This window comes from Pedobacter sp. GR22-10 (assembly GCF_026239715.1).
GTDB lineage: Bacteria > Bacteroidota > Bacteroidia > Sphingobacteriales > Sphingobacteriaceae > Pedobacter.
The window spans coordinates 485,991-502,556 of sequence record NZ_JAPIVR010000003.1 but is presented as its reverse complement, the minus strand read 5'-3'; the positions used below and the strand labels follow the sequence as shown (position 1 = coordinate 502,556).

Genomic DNA, 16,566 nt, shown 5'->3' with positions numbered 1-16,566 from the left:
TAATTTATAAATTTACACCCACGACAAATGAATCTAGTGAATGAAAATTATCTCCTATAACGTAAATGGTATTCGTGCGGCAAGTACGAAAAACTTTTTTGGATGGCTAAAAGCCACAAATGCAGATATGATTTGTTTACAGGAGGTAAAAGCATTGCCCGAACAAATTACAGAAATTATCGCCTTGATTGAGCAGTTAGGCTATCATCATTATTGGTTTCCGGCACAAAAAAAAGGTTATAGTGGTGTAGCCATCCTCACTAAAATTAAACCAAACCATGTTGTTTTTGGTTGTGGAGAAGAATGGATTGACCAGGAAGGCAGAATTTTACGGGCAGATTTTGACGATTTTTCATTAATGAGTTTATATATGCCTTCGGGTTCGAGCGGAGATGAAAGACAGGTTAAAAAGTATGCTTTCATGAGGTTTTTCGACAGTTATATTGAGCACCTTAAAAAAGAAATACCCCATCTCATTGTCAGTGGCGATTACAACATTTGCCACGCGGCGATTGATATTCATAACCCAAAATCGAATGCCAATTCTTCCGGATTCTTACCGGAGGAGCGCGAATGGATGCAGCTGTTTTTAGATAACGGTTTTATTGATGCTTTTCGCTATTTTAATAAAGATCCACATCATTATACCTGGTGGAGTTACAGGGCTGGCTCAAGAGGAAAGAATCTGGGTTGGCGAATTGATTATCACCTCGTAACCAAGCCGATGGAAAGTCGATTACGTAATGTAAGAATTTTACCAGACGCCATTCATTCTGATCATTGTCCGGTTTTGCTAGAAATAGAGTGAAAGGAGTAAGAGAAGGTTAATTGCGGAATTGTTAGTCGTTTGTGTAGACTTAAAGATGATCTGCTTCATACTTTTCGCCTGCTTTTAACATTAATTCAATTTGCTTTAAATCTTCTGTGGTAAGCTCTTCTTTTTCCTGTAATTCAAATACAGCAATCATATTATCTTCGTATTGTTTTTCAGTTTTGATTATGATTTCCTGTGGCATGCCGATTCAGTTTAAAATTTGATGGTTTCAGTTGGTGTAATGCAAAAATCTAAACGGATATCGTGCTCGTTCACATCATCAATTTTATCAATTGCAGGCAACAAAGATAAGCCTATTTTTTGAGCAATTATATTTTCGAGAAAGCGGTCATAAAAGCCTTTTCCATAACCTACGCGATAACCATATTGATCAAAAGCTAAAAGCGGAATTAAAACCAGATCTATTTTGCCATGATAAGCAGCTCCCTTTTGCGGTTCGAGGATATCATATAGGTTTTTCTGTAGATCATGTACCCCAATGTATTCATGGTTGGTCATTAAGGCTGTTTCAAAATCAGCTTTGGGAACAATGATTTTAATTTGTGGATGATTTTCTGCCAGCCATTGGATAAACAAGAAGGTGTCAGGTTCTTTCTTTTCCAGAATGGGGAGAAAGATATGAAGTGTTTTGATGTTGCTAAAGTTGAGGGCAATAAATTGATGATATAAACCTTTGCTTAGCGTTTCATATTCTTCACCGGTAATGGCTAATCTATCTTTTAAAGCTTTTTTTCTGATTTCGGCTTTTAGCATAATCACAAAGTTAAAGATTATACTTAAATCCATAAGGTTTAAAGCATTACAGGTTAAATAAAAAAGCCTCTGAAATATTTACTTCAGAGGCTTTCCGTTATTAATTAAATATTATTTTACACGTTCAACATACTCACCGGTACGGGTATCAATTTTAATTTTATCGCCCTGGTTAACGAACATTGGTACTTTAACTTCAACGCCATTTTCGAGTGTTGCCGCTTTTAACGCATTAGTAGAAGTATCACCTTTTACAGCTGGTTCTGAATAGGTAATTTCAAATTCTGCAAAATTTGGCAGCTGCCCCATAATTGCCTCATCGCTTTCCATTGAAACGATCACGCTCATGCCTTCTTTTAAGAACTTGATGGCCGAACCAAATAATGATTTTTCAACGTTATATTGTTCGTAGGTATTGTTATCCATTACCACCAAATAATCACCATCTTCATAAAGATATTGGTAATCGCTGGTTTCTACCCTGCAGATTTCTACAGCCTCATCTGTATTCATCCTTGCCTCTACAATTCTACCTGATTTAATGTTACGAAATTTACCTGTGTAAAAGGCACCGCCTTTACCTGGTGTACGGTGATTCCATTCGTCAACAGTAACTAACTCGCCGTTTACACGCAGGATGTTACCGTTTTTAATTTCTGATGCTTTAGCCATATTGTGTGATCCTTAATTGGATTTATTTTTAGTTTTTCGTGACGGCAAAGGTAAAATTATTTTGATAAAAACCTATAAAGCTTTAAGGTATAAGCTTTATGGATATTACCTTACCCTTTCTATGTATTCGCCATAACGTGTATCAATCTTGATTTTATCACCCTGATTTACAAATAATGGAACCCTCACTTCGGCGCCGGTTTCTACTATGGCCAGTTTTAAAGCATTGGTTGCAGTATCACCTTTAACTGCAGGTTCGGAATAGGTTACCTCCAGCTCAACACTGTTCGGGAGGCGCGCAATAATGGGCTCATCGCTTTCGAAAGCCACGGTTAAAGTCATACTTTCCTTTAAAAATCTGATGGAATCGCCAAAAAGGAATTTCGGGATGTTGTGCTGCTCGAAAGTTCCATTGTCCATCACGACTAAATAGTCGCCATCTTCATAAAGATATTGGTAGTCGTTGGTTTCTACGCGGGCAAAGGTAACCTCCTCATCCGGGCGGAAACGGTACTCTACAATTTTTCCTGTTTTGATATTGCGCATGCGGGCCTGATAAAAAGCCCTTAAATTTCCTGGGGTGCGATGGATGAACTCTTCTACTGCTACCAGTTCGCCGTTGATGCGGAGAACAGCTCCCGACCATATTTCTGATGCTTTTGCCATTTTATAATGAAATGTTGTTTTGACTAAAAACCAAAGTTAAAAAAATGGATGATGATTCGGAAGCCTATCGTCTTTTGAATATGGGTTAAGGCGGCAAAATATACATATAAAAGAAATGCCTTTGGGAACCACTCCAAAGGCATAATCAACCTAAACCTCAAACTAAACTATGAAAAACTCTTGTGCCTTTTTACGGCTATATTTTTAACGCTGTTAAAACAGAAATCGCTTCATTTCCAGGAAGAGAATAATTAATATTTGTTTCTCTTTTTGGTGGTGCAAAGGTACTAACTATTTCTTAATTGCAAAATATTTTATTGAAAATATTTTTATAATACAAATGGATGACAAAAGAGGTCAGTTAAATAGGAGTAAAAGTTGGATTATATTACTTGTAATCAGCGATTTGAATCTGAGTATTGCAAAATTCATATTCGCGAAATTGATTAGAGCCAACAATAGTCAGCCTGTCTTGAGCGAAGTTTTTAATTAACTCACGATACCAATCTTCACCCTGAATATCTAAATTACTGGTGGGTTCATCTAAAAAAAGGATAGGAGAATCGGCACAGCAGGCCAGGGCCAGCTTGGTTCTTTGTTTCATGCCAGAAGAGAAATACTTAATTTCCTTATGGGCAGACTTCTCTAAGCCAAGAATAGAGATGAGTAATTTGCGGTTAAGTCCGGGAGCAAAATTTTTAAACTTAAAATGAAAATCAATAATTTCTGCTAAGGTAAAAGTTTCCACCAGCTCTAAATAAGGAGCTGCGAAACTGATGTGCCGGTAGATATCTTCAACCGGAATATCTTTGGAATCTGAAAAAGATATCTGTCCTTCAGATGGGGATAAACTTCCGGTTAATACGCTTAACAAAGTCGATTTTCCTGAACCATTAGGGCCCAGTACAGCATAGCTGTTTCCGGAGGAGAGTTCAGTACTTAAGCCTCTGAAAATCCATTCTTTGTTAAACCTTCTGCCAACATTATTTAAATTGATCTTCATTAATCGTTGTGCGTTGGATTAACGTTGAGCGGTTTTGCCATGCAAACGCTGTTATCTACATCGATGTACTGGCCATAATTTGGCGTAATCTGATAACCTACTTTTTGGTAAAGTGCAATTGCTTCAGGTTGTTTTTTGCCGGTTTCCAGTATACATTCTTTAAAGCCAAGTTCTTTGGCCCAATGCTCCAGTTCCATTAATATCTTCGCTGAAATACCTTGTCTCCTGAAATCAGGATGAACAAACATGCGTTTAATTTCGGCAGCGTTACCTGAAAATGGTTTTATGGCACCACAGCCTGCGGGGATGTCATTTTGGTAAGCTACCACGACTTCTTTAATCATGTCTATTTTATTAAACTGTGAATAAAAAGCATGATCATCTCCATCTCTAACGGCCAGGTCATTATCCAACAAAGTAACCAGCTGCCTGAAATCGGTATTTTCTGAATTGGTTTTGATTAACGTTAAATTATTCATAACTCTGAAATGTATTCACCACCTTAGCAACCCAAGATTAAAGAAGAAATAAATGGTTTAGGGATAATGTAGATACCGGTATTTTTTTTAAAATACACTAAAACAGTGCTTTATGGAATAAATTTACCCTAAACCCTAAACCCTAAACCCTAAACCCTAAACCCTAAACCCTAAACCCTAAACCCTAAACCCTAAACCCTAAACCCTAAACCTAGCTGCCCATACCGAAGCCCTTCATTACCCCACGGTTAGAATTACGGATGAAATCAACAATCTCATCACGGATCTCCGTAGGTTTGAATTCTGCTTCAATCATGTCTAAAGCTTTGGTTACATTATTGTGCTTTACAAAAAGTACCCGGTAAATTTCCTGGATTTCGTCAATCTGTTCATTGGTAAAACCTCTTCTGCGCAAACCTACAGAATTGATTCCGGCATAAGAAAGGGGTTCGCGTGCAGCCTTAACGTATGGAGGCACGTCTTTACGAACCAATGATCCACCGGTTACAAATGCATAAGAACCTACTTTAACGAATTGATGGATGGCCACTAATCCAGCCAGCACCACATTGTTTCCAATAGTAATGTGGCCCGCTAATGTCGTACTGTTTGAAAAGATACAGTTGTTACCCACCTCACAATCATGTGCGATGTGAGAATAAGCCTGAATTAAGCAATTACTCCCGATCACAGTTTTCCATTTATCTTTGGTGCCACGGTTAATGGTTACGCATTCACGAATTGTGGTGTTATCGCCAATTTCCGCTGTAGTCACTTCACCGGCAAATTTTAAATCCTGAGGCTCACCTGAAATGACTGCTCCTGGAAAAATGCGGCAGTTTTTACCGATCCGCGCACCATCCATAATGGTCACATTAGAACCAATCCAAGTTCCTTCGCCAATCACAACATCTTTATGTATCACGACAAAGGGTTCGATCACTACGTTTTCGGCAATTTTAGCCTGCGGGTGTATATATGCTAAAGGTTGTATCATGATTCGGCTGGTTCTGCTTGTTTAATTTTTGAAATTTGTGCCATCATTTCGGCTTCGACGACAATTTTCTCGCCTACCATGCCTACGCCTTTCATTTGGGCAATACCCCTTCTGATCGGTTCAAGCAAGTCGCAACGGAAAACAATCGTATCGCCGGGAAGAACCTGAGCCCTAAAGCGAACGTTATCTATTTTTAAAAAATAAGTAAGGTAGTTTCTGGGGTCTGGTACTGTGCTCAGCACTAAAATACCGCCTACCTGAGCCATGGCTTCAATCTGAATAACCCCGGGAAAAACCGGTGCACCAGGGAAATGGCCCTTGAAAAATTCTTCATTCATGGTGACGTTTTTCACGCCAACCACATGGTTTTTAGAAAGTTCTAAAATTTTATCTACAAATAAAAATGGCTGACGGTGCGGCAAAATGTCCATTACCTGATTGATATCATACAATGGTTTTGAACTTGGATCGTACACCTTCTGTATTTTTTTGTTTTTTTCTTTTTTGATGGCGGCTTTGATTTTCTTCGCAAAGGCCACATTTGCCGCATGACCAGGGCGTGCTGCCATAATATGGCCTTTTAAGTGCATGCCTACCAAAGCTAAATCGCCAATCATATCTAATAATTTATGACGGGCAGGCTCATTCTGGTAGCGCAGCTCCATGTTGTTTAAAATTCCCTGAGGAGCCACATCGATATCAGCACGGTTAAAGAGTTTGGCAAGATGACTTAACTCATCTTTCGTGACTTCCTTATCTACAATAACGATTGCATTATTTAAATCGCCACCTTTAATTAAGTTGTGTGATAATTGGTATTCCAGTTCATGTAAAAAGCAGAAAGTGCGGCAGGATGCGATTTCTTTTTTAAACTCTGCAATGGTATTAATACCTGCGTGTTGACTGCCTAAAACCGGAGAATTATAGTCAATCATACAAGTAAAACGGTAATCATCAAGCGGCATCGCTACAATTTCTACCTTCCTGTCTTCTTCAGTATAAGTAATGTTATGCGGAATAGTAAAATACTCCCGATCAGCATTTTGTTCTATTGTTCCAACTTCTTCCAATAGATCAATGAACTGGATCGAACTTCCATCCATGATTGGTGTTTCAGGGCCATCAAGTTTAATCAGGATATTATCTAAATCCATTCCTACCAGGGCAGCCATTACATGCTCAACCGTACTGACACTCGCCCCGTTCTGTGTGATAGTAGTGCCGCGGGAAGTGTCAGTTACATTATCTGCATCAGCATCAATGATGGGAAGGCCATCTAAATCAATACGTTGAAATTTAAACCCGTGATTTTCAGGGGCGGGGCAAAATGTTAAAGTCACATTAGCACCTGTGTGTAAACCAACACCAGATGCCGATACTTCTTGTCTAATCGTTCTTTGTCTAACGTTCATTGTGTATTGTATTCTTTTCCAGTTCAGCCGTAAGCTTTTTCAATTCGTCTTCAAGTATATTTATTCTTTTATCCACATCTGGCAGGTGTTTGAAAATTACGGATGCCCGCATCCAGTTACGCAAAGGTTGCGCCGGACTACCATGCCATTGTTTGTTTTCTTCGTTGATGTTAAAGTTGATTCCGGCCTGTGCGCCGATCTGGGTGCCTTTTGCCAAAGTTAAATGACCGGCAATACCTACCTGTCCGCCAACAACACTGTTCGGGCCGATTTTTGTGCTCCCAGAAATGCCGGATTGTGCCGCCAAAACGGTGTTTTCACCAATTTCAACATTGTGTGCAATTTGGATAAGGTTATCAATTTTGGCACCTTTTTTAATGATCGTAGAACCCATTGTTGCGCGGTCTACCGTAGTATTTGCGCCAATTTCCACATCATCTTCAATTACTACATTTCCTATTTGAGGAATCTTATTATAGGTCCCGTCTTTTTGTGGGGCAAAGCCAAAACCATCACTGCCAATTACAGTATTGGCATGTATGATTACGCGGTTTCCGATCACCGCATTGTGATAAATCTTTACGCCGGGAAAAATAATGCTGTTTTCACCTATGTTCGTATTCGCACCTACGAAAGTCTGGGCATTGAGCCTGCAACCATTACCAATCACCGCATTTTCAGCAACATAGGCAAAAGCGTCAATAAAAACATTCGATCCGATTTTTGCCGTAGGATGTACAAATGCGAGTTTATCTATTCCAGACGATGCTGCTTGCGCATTCATCGCCTCGTTATATTTATCCAGTAAAATGGTAAATGAACTATATGGATTATCTACCCGGATGAGGGTACTTGTAAAGGGTTGGCTAGGCGTAAAATCTTTTGAAACGATCACTACTGATGCCTGCGTGGAATACAAAAAGTTCTCGTACTTAGGGTTTGAAAGAAAAGACAATGAGCCTTCTTTCCCGTCTTCTATTTTGGAAAGTTCAGTAATGGCTACATCAGGGTTGCCATCAATGGAACCTTCTAAAAACTCGCTTATCTGCTTTGCAGTAAATTGCATCGTACAAAGGTATATGTTAAATTGATATGAACAAAAAAACCTGTAAGGGTTAAGCCGCGTATATTTTACACAATAGTAAGACTTAAAACGGCAGTAAAAGTCAAATATTTTGTTAATTAATCTTAAATCCCCCGTGGGTAGCAGAGAATGTACTTCTCTACAGTTTTTTGTAGTGATTCCAGATTGGATAAATCTGAAGCTTTTGCAATATCAACAATATCGTTATTTTTCATTAGAATTTTGATGTTTCCAACGCCAGCATTATAGGCCCTGTTTTGAATGGCGCTGGTGAATACAAAGTACCGGGCCTCTTCCGGACTGATGTCCAGCAAATGAATGGCTGCGTCTTTTAAAAAGGCAACCCGATCGGTTTCTGCCATTGCATTACCCATCTCTACCTTATACAGGTTTCTGGAGGTGAGCATCCGGCAAAGTGTTGATAATATTTTATCGGGATGTTTTACCCACACTTTTACCGCAGCATAAATATCCTGATCATCCAGATTGGTAAAGTGTTCCAGGTTGAAATGGTTGGAAAAGAAATTAAGTTCGCTGATGTTATTGCTTAGGAAGTAGCTTAAGGATGGTGATGCAAAAAGGCTTTCTCCGGCTGCAGAAAGTTCTTTAGCCCTTTCCAGTAATTTTACCAGGATCATTTCACCCGAAATCACGGTTTTATGCAGGTAAACTTGCCAGTACATCAACCTTCTGGCAATCAGGAATTTTTCAATTGAATAAATGCCTTTCTCTTCAATCACCAGGTTATCATCAAAAATGTTTAACATTTTAATGATGCGATCGAAACTGATTACACCCTCGCTTACGCCTGTGAAAAAGCTGTCGCGGTTTAAATAATCCATCCTGTCTAAATCCAGCTGACCGGAAATGAGCTGATAAAGGAATTTTTTAGGGTAGGTGCCGTTAAAAATTTCAATGGCGTGCGTTAATTTTCCATCGAAATGATGGTTCAGGTCATCCATCAGCTTTGCCGATATATCTTCATGCCTGATACCGGTTACCAAAGAATGCTCTAAGGCATGTGAGAAAGGACCATGACCAATATCGTGTAGTAAAATAGCCAGCATAGCAGCTTCTTCTTCACCTTCGGTAATGATATGATCCTTACTTCTTAAAACTTCGATGGCCAGCCCCATTAAATGCATGGCACCCAGGGCATGGTGAAAACGCGTGTGTAAAGCACCCGGATAAACCAGATGGGTCATCCCAAGTTGCTTAATGTAACGCAGCCGCTGGAAATACGGATGCGAAATGACATCATATACCAATTCGGATGGAATACTAATGAAGCCGTAAACGGGATCATTTATGATTTTCTTCTTATTCAATCGTTAAAAATAGTTAAATAGATAGATACGGTACAAAAATTGCTATTTTTATTTGTAGTTTGATTTACCCGCCGAAATTAAAAGGCAATACATATCTATTTTTACAAAAACATGCAAGAAACGAAAATATTGTGGGCCGATGATGAAATCGACTTACTAAAACCCCATATTTTATTACTCAATGATAAAGGTTATGATGTAACCACTTTTACCAATGGAAATGATGCGTTGGAAGCTTTTGGAAAGGCACATTTTGATCTGGTTTTCCTTGATGAAAACATGCCCGGAATGAGCGGTATTGAAACCCTCTCGGCCATTAAAAATTTAAATCCCGATGTTCCTGTTGTATTAATTACCAAAAGTGAAGAAGAAAACCTGATGGAGGATGCCATCGGCAGTAAAATTGATGACTATCTGATTAAACCTGTTAATCCAAAACAGGTGTTGCTCACCATTAAAAAGCTGATTGATAACAAAAGGCTGGTGAGTGAAAAAACTTCCATGGCTTATCAGCAGGATTTCCGTCGTTTGGGCATGACCTTGGGCGATCGCCTGAATTATGAGGAATGGATTGATGTCTATAAGAAAATTGTTTTCTGGGAATTAGAGCTCGAAAAACTTGATGACCCACAGATGCATGAGATTTTAACCATGCAAAAGCAGGAAGCCAATACACAATTTACCAAATTTATTGAGGAAAACTACCTGGACTGGATCAAAAATAAAGATACAGCACCATTGTTATCCAATGAACTGCTGAAGAAAAAAGCCTTTCCGCATATTAATGATACCACTCCTGTATTTTTCATTTTAATTGATAACCTGCGTTATGATCAGTGGAAAATTATAAACCCGTTAATTTCTGAATATTTCAGGATTGATGAAGAAGATATGTATACCAGTATTCTTCCAACGGCAACGCAATATGCAAGAAATGCCATCTTCTCCGGTCTAATGCCATTGGAAATGGAAAAACGTTTCCCCCAACTGTGGCAGAATGATGATGATGAGGGTGGAAAAAACATGCATGAAGAGGCTTTTTTAGCGGATAACATTAAGCGGAATCTTCGCAAGGATTGTAAATTTAGCTACAATAAAATTTTAACTTTTGAGCAGGGTAAAGATCTGGTTGATCAAACCAATAACCTATTACAAAATGATTTCAATGCCATTGTATTCAACTTTGTTGATATGCTGAGCCATGCCCGTACGGATATGCAAATGATTCGTGAACTGGCGAATGATGATGCAGCTTATCGTTCACTAACATTATCTTGGTTTGAACATTCACCACTGTGGGATTTATTAAAGAAAATTTCTCAAAAACAAGTAAAAGTGGTGATCACAACCGATCATGGAACCATTCGCGTTAAAAAACCAGTAAAAGTAATTGGTGATCGCGCTACCAATACAAATCTCAGATACAAGCAAGGCCGGAATTTAAACTTCAATGCAAAAGAGGTCTTTTTAATTAAAAACCCTCATGATGCTTTATTGCCTAAGATCAACATCAGCAGCAGTTATATTTTTGCACGTGAGGATAGCTATTTTGTTTACCCGAATAACTATAACCAGTTTGTAAATTATTATAATGAAACCTTCCAGCATGGAGGGATTTCTCTGGAAGAAATGATCATTCCGGTGGTGACCTATTCACCGCGGTAGTTTGAGCGCGCTGAGATACCAGATTTGAGACATGAAAACGACTAAAAGGCAAAAGCGATGCAATTATGTATTACTTTTGCCTTTATTTATTTAAGATGGAAATAGCCGTTAACAATTTATCAGATTTACCACTTGTAGCGCAGCAACTTTTAAAATTTGCAGGCAACGAAAAGATTTTCATTTTTGATGGTGATATGGGTGCTGGCAAAACCACTTTTATCAAAACTTTTTGTCAGGTTTTAGGTGTTCATGATGTGGTATCAAGTCCAACTTATTCCATTGTAAATGAATATGATAGTGCCACAGGCCAAGTATATCATTTCGATTTTTACCGCATCAAGGATATTCAGGAAGCATTTGACTTAGGCTATGAAGAGTATTTTTACGGTGGTGGAATGTGTTTAATTGAGTGGCCGGAAAAGGTAGCTGAATTATTGCCTGATCATTTCATTAAAACAGAAATTACCATTATGGATGAAAACCGGAGGGTGTTCAATTTCAGTAAGGTATAACATTTGATCTGAATTAATTACCAGAATTTCCGTACCTTGAACAACCTTAAACAGAAACAATTTTTTTAAAAGCAGCATGGCTACAGGAATACGCGAAGGAATGGCCGATATCGCCCGTCAGGGTTTATTGCAAACCCAGGAGGCAACACTGGAAACCAGAAACAGGAAGAACAGCCTGAACATTGGGATACCAAAAGAAATTTCGTTTCAGGAAAACAGGATCGCTTTAACACCATTATCTGTTGCCTTATTGGTTAACAATGGCCACCACGTTATTCTAGAAAGTGGTGCGGGTATTGCCGCCAACTTTTCTGATTCGGAATATGCAGAGCAGGGAGCCAAAATTGTTTACGATAAAAAAGAAGTTTTTGATGCTGATATCATTGTGAAAATTGCCCCGCCCATGCTGGAAGAAATTGCCATGATGCATAAGGGGCAGACTTTAATTTCTTCTTTACAAACCGGCACGCTGAAGCAGGACTACCTGAAAGCTTTGATGCATAAAAAGATTAATGCTTTGTGCTTTGAAAACCTGCGTGATGAAGGGAATGTACTGAGTGTAGTAAGAGCAATGAGTGAAATTGTAGGTTCTACTTCCATATTAATTGCTGCAGAGTATTTAAGCAATGTAACCGGTGGAAAAGGGTTAATGCTTGGTGGTTTTACTGGTGTGCCGCCTACCGAGATTGTAATTTTAGGTGCCGGAACAGTTGGCGAATATGCGGCCAGAACAGCATTGGCTCTTGGAGCTGAAGTAAAGGTTTTTGATAGCTCTATTTACCGCTTACGCAGATTACAAAATAATTTGGGAAGCCGGGTTTTTACTTCTGTAATGCAGCCGATTGTGCTAAATAAAGCAATTGTTACCTGCGATGTCGTGATTGGTGCCATCAGGGCAAGCCACGGGCGTAGTCCTTGCATTGTAATGGAAGAAACGGTGGCGAGAATGAAACCCCATTCAGTGGTGATTGATGTCAGCATTGATCAGGGTGGTTGTTTTGAAACATCAGAAGTAACCAATCATACCAACCCCATTTTTAGAAAATATGATGTGATTCATTATTGCGTGCCCAATATCGCATCCCGGGTTCCGCGTACGGCATCTTATGCGCTTACCAATATTTTCGCACCTATTTTATTGGATATTGGTGAATTTGGTGGTTTAATGAATATGGTTTGGAATAATCCCGGTATTCGGGAGGCACTTTACATGTATCAGGGAAATTGTACCAATAAGGATTTGTCAGATATGTTTAACCTGCCTTTTAAAGACCTAGAATTGTTGGTGGTATCTAATCAGTAAATTTATTTTTCGCTATGCTGAGGTACGAAATAATCATTTTCATGAATGAGGTTGCTTTGTACTTTGAAATGGTGACCTGTTTATAGAAACGACACTATGAAAACTAAACTCCTCATCTTATTCCTATTTGTTTCTTTCTCTGCTTCTGCTCAAAACGGCAAGAGGCCAAAGTTAGTTGTCGTTAACTCTTACAATCAATATTTAGCTTCTGTTAAAACCAATCCGGATAATGAGTTAGTGGAGATTAAAAAAGCCATTCCGAACATTACACTGGATATTCGCTATGCCACGAAGAATAACTTCATGAAGCAGGTGATGTATAAGCAGGCGAGGGCATTTGCCCGTAAACCAGTTGTCGCTTCATTGAAGAAAATCCAGCAGGAATTAAATAAAAAAGGCTACGGATTGAAAATTTTTGATGGCTATCGCCCTTATGCCACTACAGTTGAGTTTTATAAAAAGGCAAGTGATAAAAACTTCGTGGCTAATCCTGCAAAGGGATCAAAACATAACCGGGGATGTGCTGTTGATTTAACACTGATTAACCTGAAGACCGGTAAAGAAATTGCAATGGCTACGCCTTATGATAGTTTCTCCGCTGCTGCGGCTGCAAACTATGAGCCGGTGAACCAAGAGGTAAGAAAGAACCGCAACTTTTTAATCAGGATCATGAAAAAGTACGGACTCAATGTACTTAAAAATGAATGGTGGCACTATGATTTTAGCGGATGGCAAAACTATCCGTTAATGAATATTCCTTTTGAAAAACTTTAAGTTGGTTGAATAGTCATTGGTCAATAGTTCATTTGTTTGGGCGGTTAAACAAGCGAGAAGCATGATAGCTCCAAACTGATCACTCCGAACTAAAGGTGATGTGGCCTGCCAAACTGATCCATTTTCACCTTAGCCTTCTCATCTTTCAGGGTGAGGTGAAAAATATAGTCATAATCATCCTCCGTAAGCATTTCCATAGGTCTTTTGGCACCAAAAGCTTCAATAATTTCCAGCAGGGTATTGGAATGACCCGCTATGATAACTTTCTTGCCTGCATAATTTTTTTTAACAGAATCAACCAGTGATTTTGGGTCATTATAGTTAATCACCTTTGGGATGATCAGTGAATCTAAAGTTTGATGCGTTCTTTTGTAGGGTGTAGAAAAGGCAACATCAAAGTTTATCTTTTGGAGAAAGGTGGCTAAATCACCTGCTCTGATTTTACCTTCATCGGATAGGTTAGGGTCCTTATCTTCAGGATTGGTTTTATCTTTTTCAGCATGTCTTACAATCCATATTTCTGTTGTTTGAGCAAAGGTAGCGATAGAAAAAAGTAAACTTAAGGAGCAGAATAGAATGATCTTTTTCATTTTATAAAGATTGAAAAATTTATCGGTTAAGAAAACAAGCCAATGGTATTGCATAATCGGTTAATATCAGAATGTTCGTGCCAGCTGCATAAAATAACCCGATTAATGGGTTTGCTTGCGGGCGTAGGGTAAGGAAAAGACGAAATTAAAATGTTGTGTTTCCATAATTGCTGGTCAATTGTAGCATCATCAATTAAAAATGCGGGAAAACCAGGTGCATATTTCCATGATTGATTCAGGTTCCTGGTTAATAAGTTTATGTTGTCCTGAAGTTTTAACCACTGTTTTTTATATATACTTTCTGCATGCATAAAAGCATAAATACCAGCTGCGGCAGGAGGAGATGCGCCAACAAAGGTACTGGTAGATTTGAGCTGCGTAATTATTTTTTCTGAACCCAATATCAATCCGGCGTCTACGCCAAGGGCTTTGGCCATTGAAGCCACCACCACATGACTGATGTTTTCTCTTTCAGGTAAGGAGGACAATGCACTTAAACCCTGATTGTTTATTCCGATCCCATGAGAATCATCTACAATTAAAGTGATGTTTTTATCCGGTTCAATATTATTCAGGAAGCTGAAATCATAAACTTCAGGAACCAGGTTGTTCATCGCATTACTGATCAATATCCAGTTTTTTTCTGTTGAAGTATTGATTAACTGCAGGGTTTCTTTGCTCCAGTTTTTGAAAGTACCGTTAGCTTCGGGTTGTTCATTTATCCAAAGTGAAGGATGGGTATTAGGCGCATAAATTACATGTCCGGGGGCTGCAAGTTTTTTAACCGTTAACTGAGCAGCCAGGTATCCGCTTGATGTGATTAATGCTGCTTCTGCCTGGTAACGTATGGCAGCCACATGTTCAGCTTCCTGGTAGATTCCAAGCTGAATGTTGTTGTTGCGGCTGGTACCATTATTCAGGCCATATTTTTTTAGGCCTTCCAGATATAAAGAAAGAAAATCATGCTGCTGCGGAATACCCAGGTAAGCTGTACCTCCAAAATACAGGTAATTTTTACCATCAAGGAGTATCTCATTGGAAAAGGGTTGATCGATAGACCGTAATCTCTGGTTCATTGCGCAATTGAAATTTTCTTCGGGCGTGTTATCGGCTGTGATGATTGGTTGGCCTGATGCTGCGATACATTAAAAACGATCATGAATATAGGTCATGATTCTCACCATTTCTGCCCTTACTTCGGCTGTTGGTTTAATATAATTATTGTTCATAAAAGCGTAAATATAAGTTTTACCCTTTTTTGTCAATACATAACCACTTTGATTATGCACACCACCCAAAGATCCTGTTTTGCCATAAATAAACGGCTGATCAGTTTTCGGATAGGCATTTTTCAAGGTGCCGGTTTTCCCGCCGGCAGGGAGCATATCGAAAAGCTTTTCGCGGTTATTCACCAGTTTATAGATAGAATCCAGCAGGTAAACGTTATCACGGGGTGTAAATAAATTCTGCCGGGACAAACCTGAACCATCTGCCCATTGAACTTTGTCTGGCAAAAAAGATAAGTACTTTTTAGTTACATATTGAATGGCTTTTGCGGTGCTCAGTGTATCTCCGATCTGGTTGGAACAAGCCAATAGCAGGTGTTCGGCAATAAAATTATCACTGGGTAACATCATGTGCTTCAAAACAGAATCTCTTTTGGCTCCGGATAATGTTTTTGCATCTGCCGGAATCTTCATGTTAACAATCCCTACTGTTTTATGCAGGGTATCTGTCAAAACCTCAATGGTGGTCTGGACACTCGTTTTATAAGGGTTTTGCTGATGATAACCCGGTTTTACATCAACGGCAGGATAGCGGAAATGGTTTGCCAAAAAATCTCTGGTCACCTGGAAATTCCCTGTAGTCTTCGTAGAATCAACTTCAAAGCAAGGAGCAAAAACCTTTGGTTCAATGTTGATTTTATGTGCACTAGCGTAAGTGGAGGTTACCATATTATCCATTATGGGCATTTCCGTAATTTCCGGCTGGTAATAATAATCGTAATCATCCCAGCTCCATCCCTCGCCAAAAAAAGATCCGGAATAGCGACCCGGTGCAAAAAAGAGTTTTTTATTGCTTGCCTGAAGAAAATGAAAGGCCGACTGATCCTTTACTGCAAATTGTAAAAATGAAGGGTCTCCCGTCCCCCAGAAAATCAGGGAATCATTTCGTTCCACATATTTTAAGGCGGGCATTCTTTCAGGCAACATTTGCAAACTCGCATAAAAGGTATACAGTTTAGTGTTGGATGCGGGTGTGAAATATTTGTCGGCATCTTTCTGATAGATCATCTTATGGCCTTTCATATCATACAAAGCAAAACCCACCTCATATTGCTTGATCACCTCCGAATTTTTAAATGTTTTAGCCACTTTTTTTGAAAGCATTTGGTCTGCAGAACAGCCAATTAAGCCTGATACGATAAAAATTATGGCTGCAAAAGATAAATAATGAACTTTAGGGATAAACATCATGCTGGATTAGAGTGAC

The 16,566-nt window shown here is 39.0% G+C and carries 18 protein-coding genes; 5 read left to right on the top strand and 13 right to left on the bottom strand.

The annotated features are described in order from the left end of the window. Positions 1 to 40: 40 nt before the first annotated feature. The gene (locus tag OQX64_RS14900; protein ID WP_265819348.1) at positions 41 to 808 is read left to right on the top strand and encodes an exodeoxyribonuclease III; all 768 of its coding nucleotides are present in this window, start codon (positions 41 to 43) and stop codon (positions 806 to 808) included. A gap of 49 nt (positions 809 to 857) precedes the next feature. On the opposite strand, the gene OQX64_RS14895 is transcribed toward OQX64_RS14900, so the two are convergent. The 10 genes from OQX64_RS14895 to OQX64_RS14850 form a co-directional block, all read right to left on the bottom strand. Continuing rightward, positions 858 to 1,016 carry a hypothetical protein gene (locus OQX64_RS14895; protein WP_172406595.1) on the bottom strand — a complete coding sequence of 53 codons (159 nt, stop codon included), beginning with the start codon at positions 1,014 to 1,016 and terminating at the stop codon, positions 858 to 860. Positions 1,017 to 1,027: 11 nt separating this feature from the next. Then, positions 1,028 to 1,621: a 5-formyltetrahydrofolate cyclo-ligase gene (locus OQX64_RS14890; RefSeq protein ID WP_265819347.1), complete on the bottom strand. Its 594-nt coding sequence runs from the start codon at positions 1,619 to 1,621 to the stop codon at positions 1,028 to 1,030. A 78-nt stretch (positions 1,622 to 1,699) separates the two neighbouring features. Continuing rightward, the gene (gene efp, locus OQX64_RS14885; RefSeq protein WP_029281673.1) at positions 1,700 to 2,260 is read right to left on the bottom strand and encodes an elongation factor P; all 561 of its coding nucleotides are present in this window, start codon (positions 2,258 to 2,260) and stop codon (positions 1,700 to 1,702) included. Positions 2,261 to 2,365: 105 nt separating this feature from the next. Then, on the bottom strand, positions 2,366 to 2,926 hold the full coding sequence (gene efp / locus OQX64_RS14880; RefSeq protein ID WP_265819346.1) for an elongation factor P: 561 nt from the start codon (positions 2,924 to 2,926) through the stop codon (positions 2,366 to 2,368). Between the two features lie 388 nt (positions 2,927 to 3,314). After that, on the bottom strand, positions 3,315 to 3,929 hold the full coding sequence (locus OQX64_RS14875; protein ID WP_265819345.1) for an ABC transporter ATP-binding protein: 615 nt from the start codon (positions 3,927 to 3,929) through the stop codon (positions 3,315 to 3,317). Further along, positions 3,929 to 4,408, bottom strand: coding sequence for a GNAT family N-acetyltransferase (locus tag OQX64_RS14870; RefSeq protein ID WP_265819344.1), 480 nt, complete (start codon positions 4,406 to 4,408; stop codon positions 3,929 to 3,931). The genes OQX64_RS14875 and OQX64_RS14870 overlap by 1 nt, the downstream gene beginning before the upstream one ends. A 211-nt stretch (positions 4,409 to 4,619) precedes the next feature. Then, positions 4,620 to 5,405 (bottom strand): acyl-ACP--UDP-N-acetylglucosamine O-acyltransferase, encoded by a 786-nt coding sequence (gene lpxA, locus OQX64_RS14865; RefSeq protein ID WP_010599175.1) that lies wholly within the window; start codon positions 5,403 to 5,405, stop codon positions 4,620 to 4,622. Next, positions 5,402 to 6,817: a bifunctional UDP-3-O-[3-hydroxymyristoyl] N-acetylglucosamine deacetylase/3-hydroxyacyl-ACP dehydratase gene (locus tag OQX64_RS14860; RefSeq protein ID WP_088300367.1), complete on the bottom strand. Its 1,416-nt coding sequence runs from the start codon at positions 6,815 to 6,817 to the stop codon at positions 5,402 to 5,404. The genes lpxA and OQX64_RS14860 overlap by 4 nt, the downstream gene beginning before the upstream one ends. Next, positions 6,807 to 7,883 (bottom strand): UDP-3-O-(3-hydroxymyristoyl)glucosamine N-acyltransferase, encoded by a 1,077-nt coding sequence (gene lpxD / locus OQX64_RS14855; RefSeq protein ID WP_265819343.1) that lies wholly within the window; start codon positions 7,881 to 7,883, stop codon positions 6,807 to 6,809. The genes OQX64_RS14860 and lpxD overlap by 11 nt, the downstream gene beginning before the upstream one ends. A 122-nt stretch (positions 7,884 to 8,005) precedes the next feature. Continuing rightward, positions 8,006 to 9,229 carry an HD domain-containing protein gene (locus OQX64_RS14850; protein ID WP_265819342.1) on the bottom strand — a complete coding sequence of 408 codons (1,224 nt, stop codon included), beginning with the start codon at positions 9,227 to 9,229 and terminating at the stop codon, positions 8,006 to 8,008. A 111-nt stretch (positions 9,230 to 9,340) separates the two neighbouring features. Between OQX64_RS14850 and OQX64_RS14845 the strand changes: the two genes are divergently transcribed. The 4 genes from OQX64_RS14845 to OQX64_RS14830 all read left to right on the top strand — a co-directional run bounded on the left by OQX64_RS14845 (position 9,341) and on the right by OQX64_RS14830 (position 13,483). Next, positions 9,341 to 10,894: a PglZ domain-containing protein gene (locus tag OQX64_RS14845; RefSeq protein WP_265819341.1), complete on the top strand. Its 1,554-nt coding sequence runs from the start codon at positions 9,341 to 9,343 to the stop codon at positions 10,892 to 10,894. A 95-nt stretch (positions 10,895 to 10,989) separates the two neighbouring features. Beyond that, on the top strand, positions 10,990 to 11,406 hold the full coding sequence (gene tsaE, locus OQX64_RS14840) for a tRNA (adenosine(37)-N6)-threonylcarbamoyltransferase complex ATPase subunit type 1 TsaE (RefSeq protein WP_265819340.1): 417 nt from the start codon (positions 10,990 to 10,992) through the stop codon (positions 11,404 to 11,406). Between the two features lie 76 nt (positions 11,407 to 11,482). Next, positions 11,483 to 12,709, top strand: a complete 1,227-nt coding sequence (locus tag OQX64_RS14835; protein WP_088300363.1) for an alanine dehydrogenase — start codon at positions 11,483 to 11,485, stop codon at positions 12,707 to 12,709. A 96-nt stretch (positions 12,710 to 12,805) separates the two neighbouring features. After that, positions 12,806 to 13,483: a M15 family metallopeptidase gene (locus tag OQX64_RS14830; RefSeq protein WP_265819339.1), complete on the top strand. Its 678-nt coding sequence runs from the start codon at positions 12,806 to 12,808 to the stop codon at positions 13,481 to 13,483. Between the two features lie 89 nt (positions 13,484 to 13,572). Here the strand turns inward: OQX64_RS14830 and OQX64_RS14825 are convergent, their stop codons facing one another. The 3 genes from OQX64_RS14825 to OQX64_RS14815 all read right to left on the bottom strand — a co-directional run bounded on the left by OQX64_RS14825 (position 13,573) and on the right by OQX64_RS14815 (position 16,550). Next, positions 13,573 to 14,073 (bottom strand): SixA phosphatase family protein, encoded by a 501-nt coding sequence (locus OQX64_RS14825; RefSeq protein WP_265819338.1) that lies wholly within the window; start codon positions 14,071 to 14,073, stop codon positions 13,573 to 13,575. Positions 14,074 to 14,099: 26 nt separating this feature from the next. Then, positions 14,100 to 15,149, bottom strand: coding sequence for an aminotransferase class I/II-fold pyridoxal phosphate-dependent enzyme (locus OQX64_RS14820; protein WP_265819337.1), 1,050 nt, complete (start codon positions 15,147 to 15,149; stop codon positions 14,100 to 14,102). Between the two features lie 69 nt (positions 15,150 to 15,218). Then, a complete protein-coding gene (locus OQX64_RS14815; protein ID WP_265819336.1) occupies positions 15,219 to 16,550 on the bottom strand; it encodes a D-alanyl-D-alanine carboxypeptidase in 1,332 nt (443 codons plus the stop codon). Positions 16,551 to 16,566: the final 16 nt, after the last annotated feature.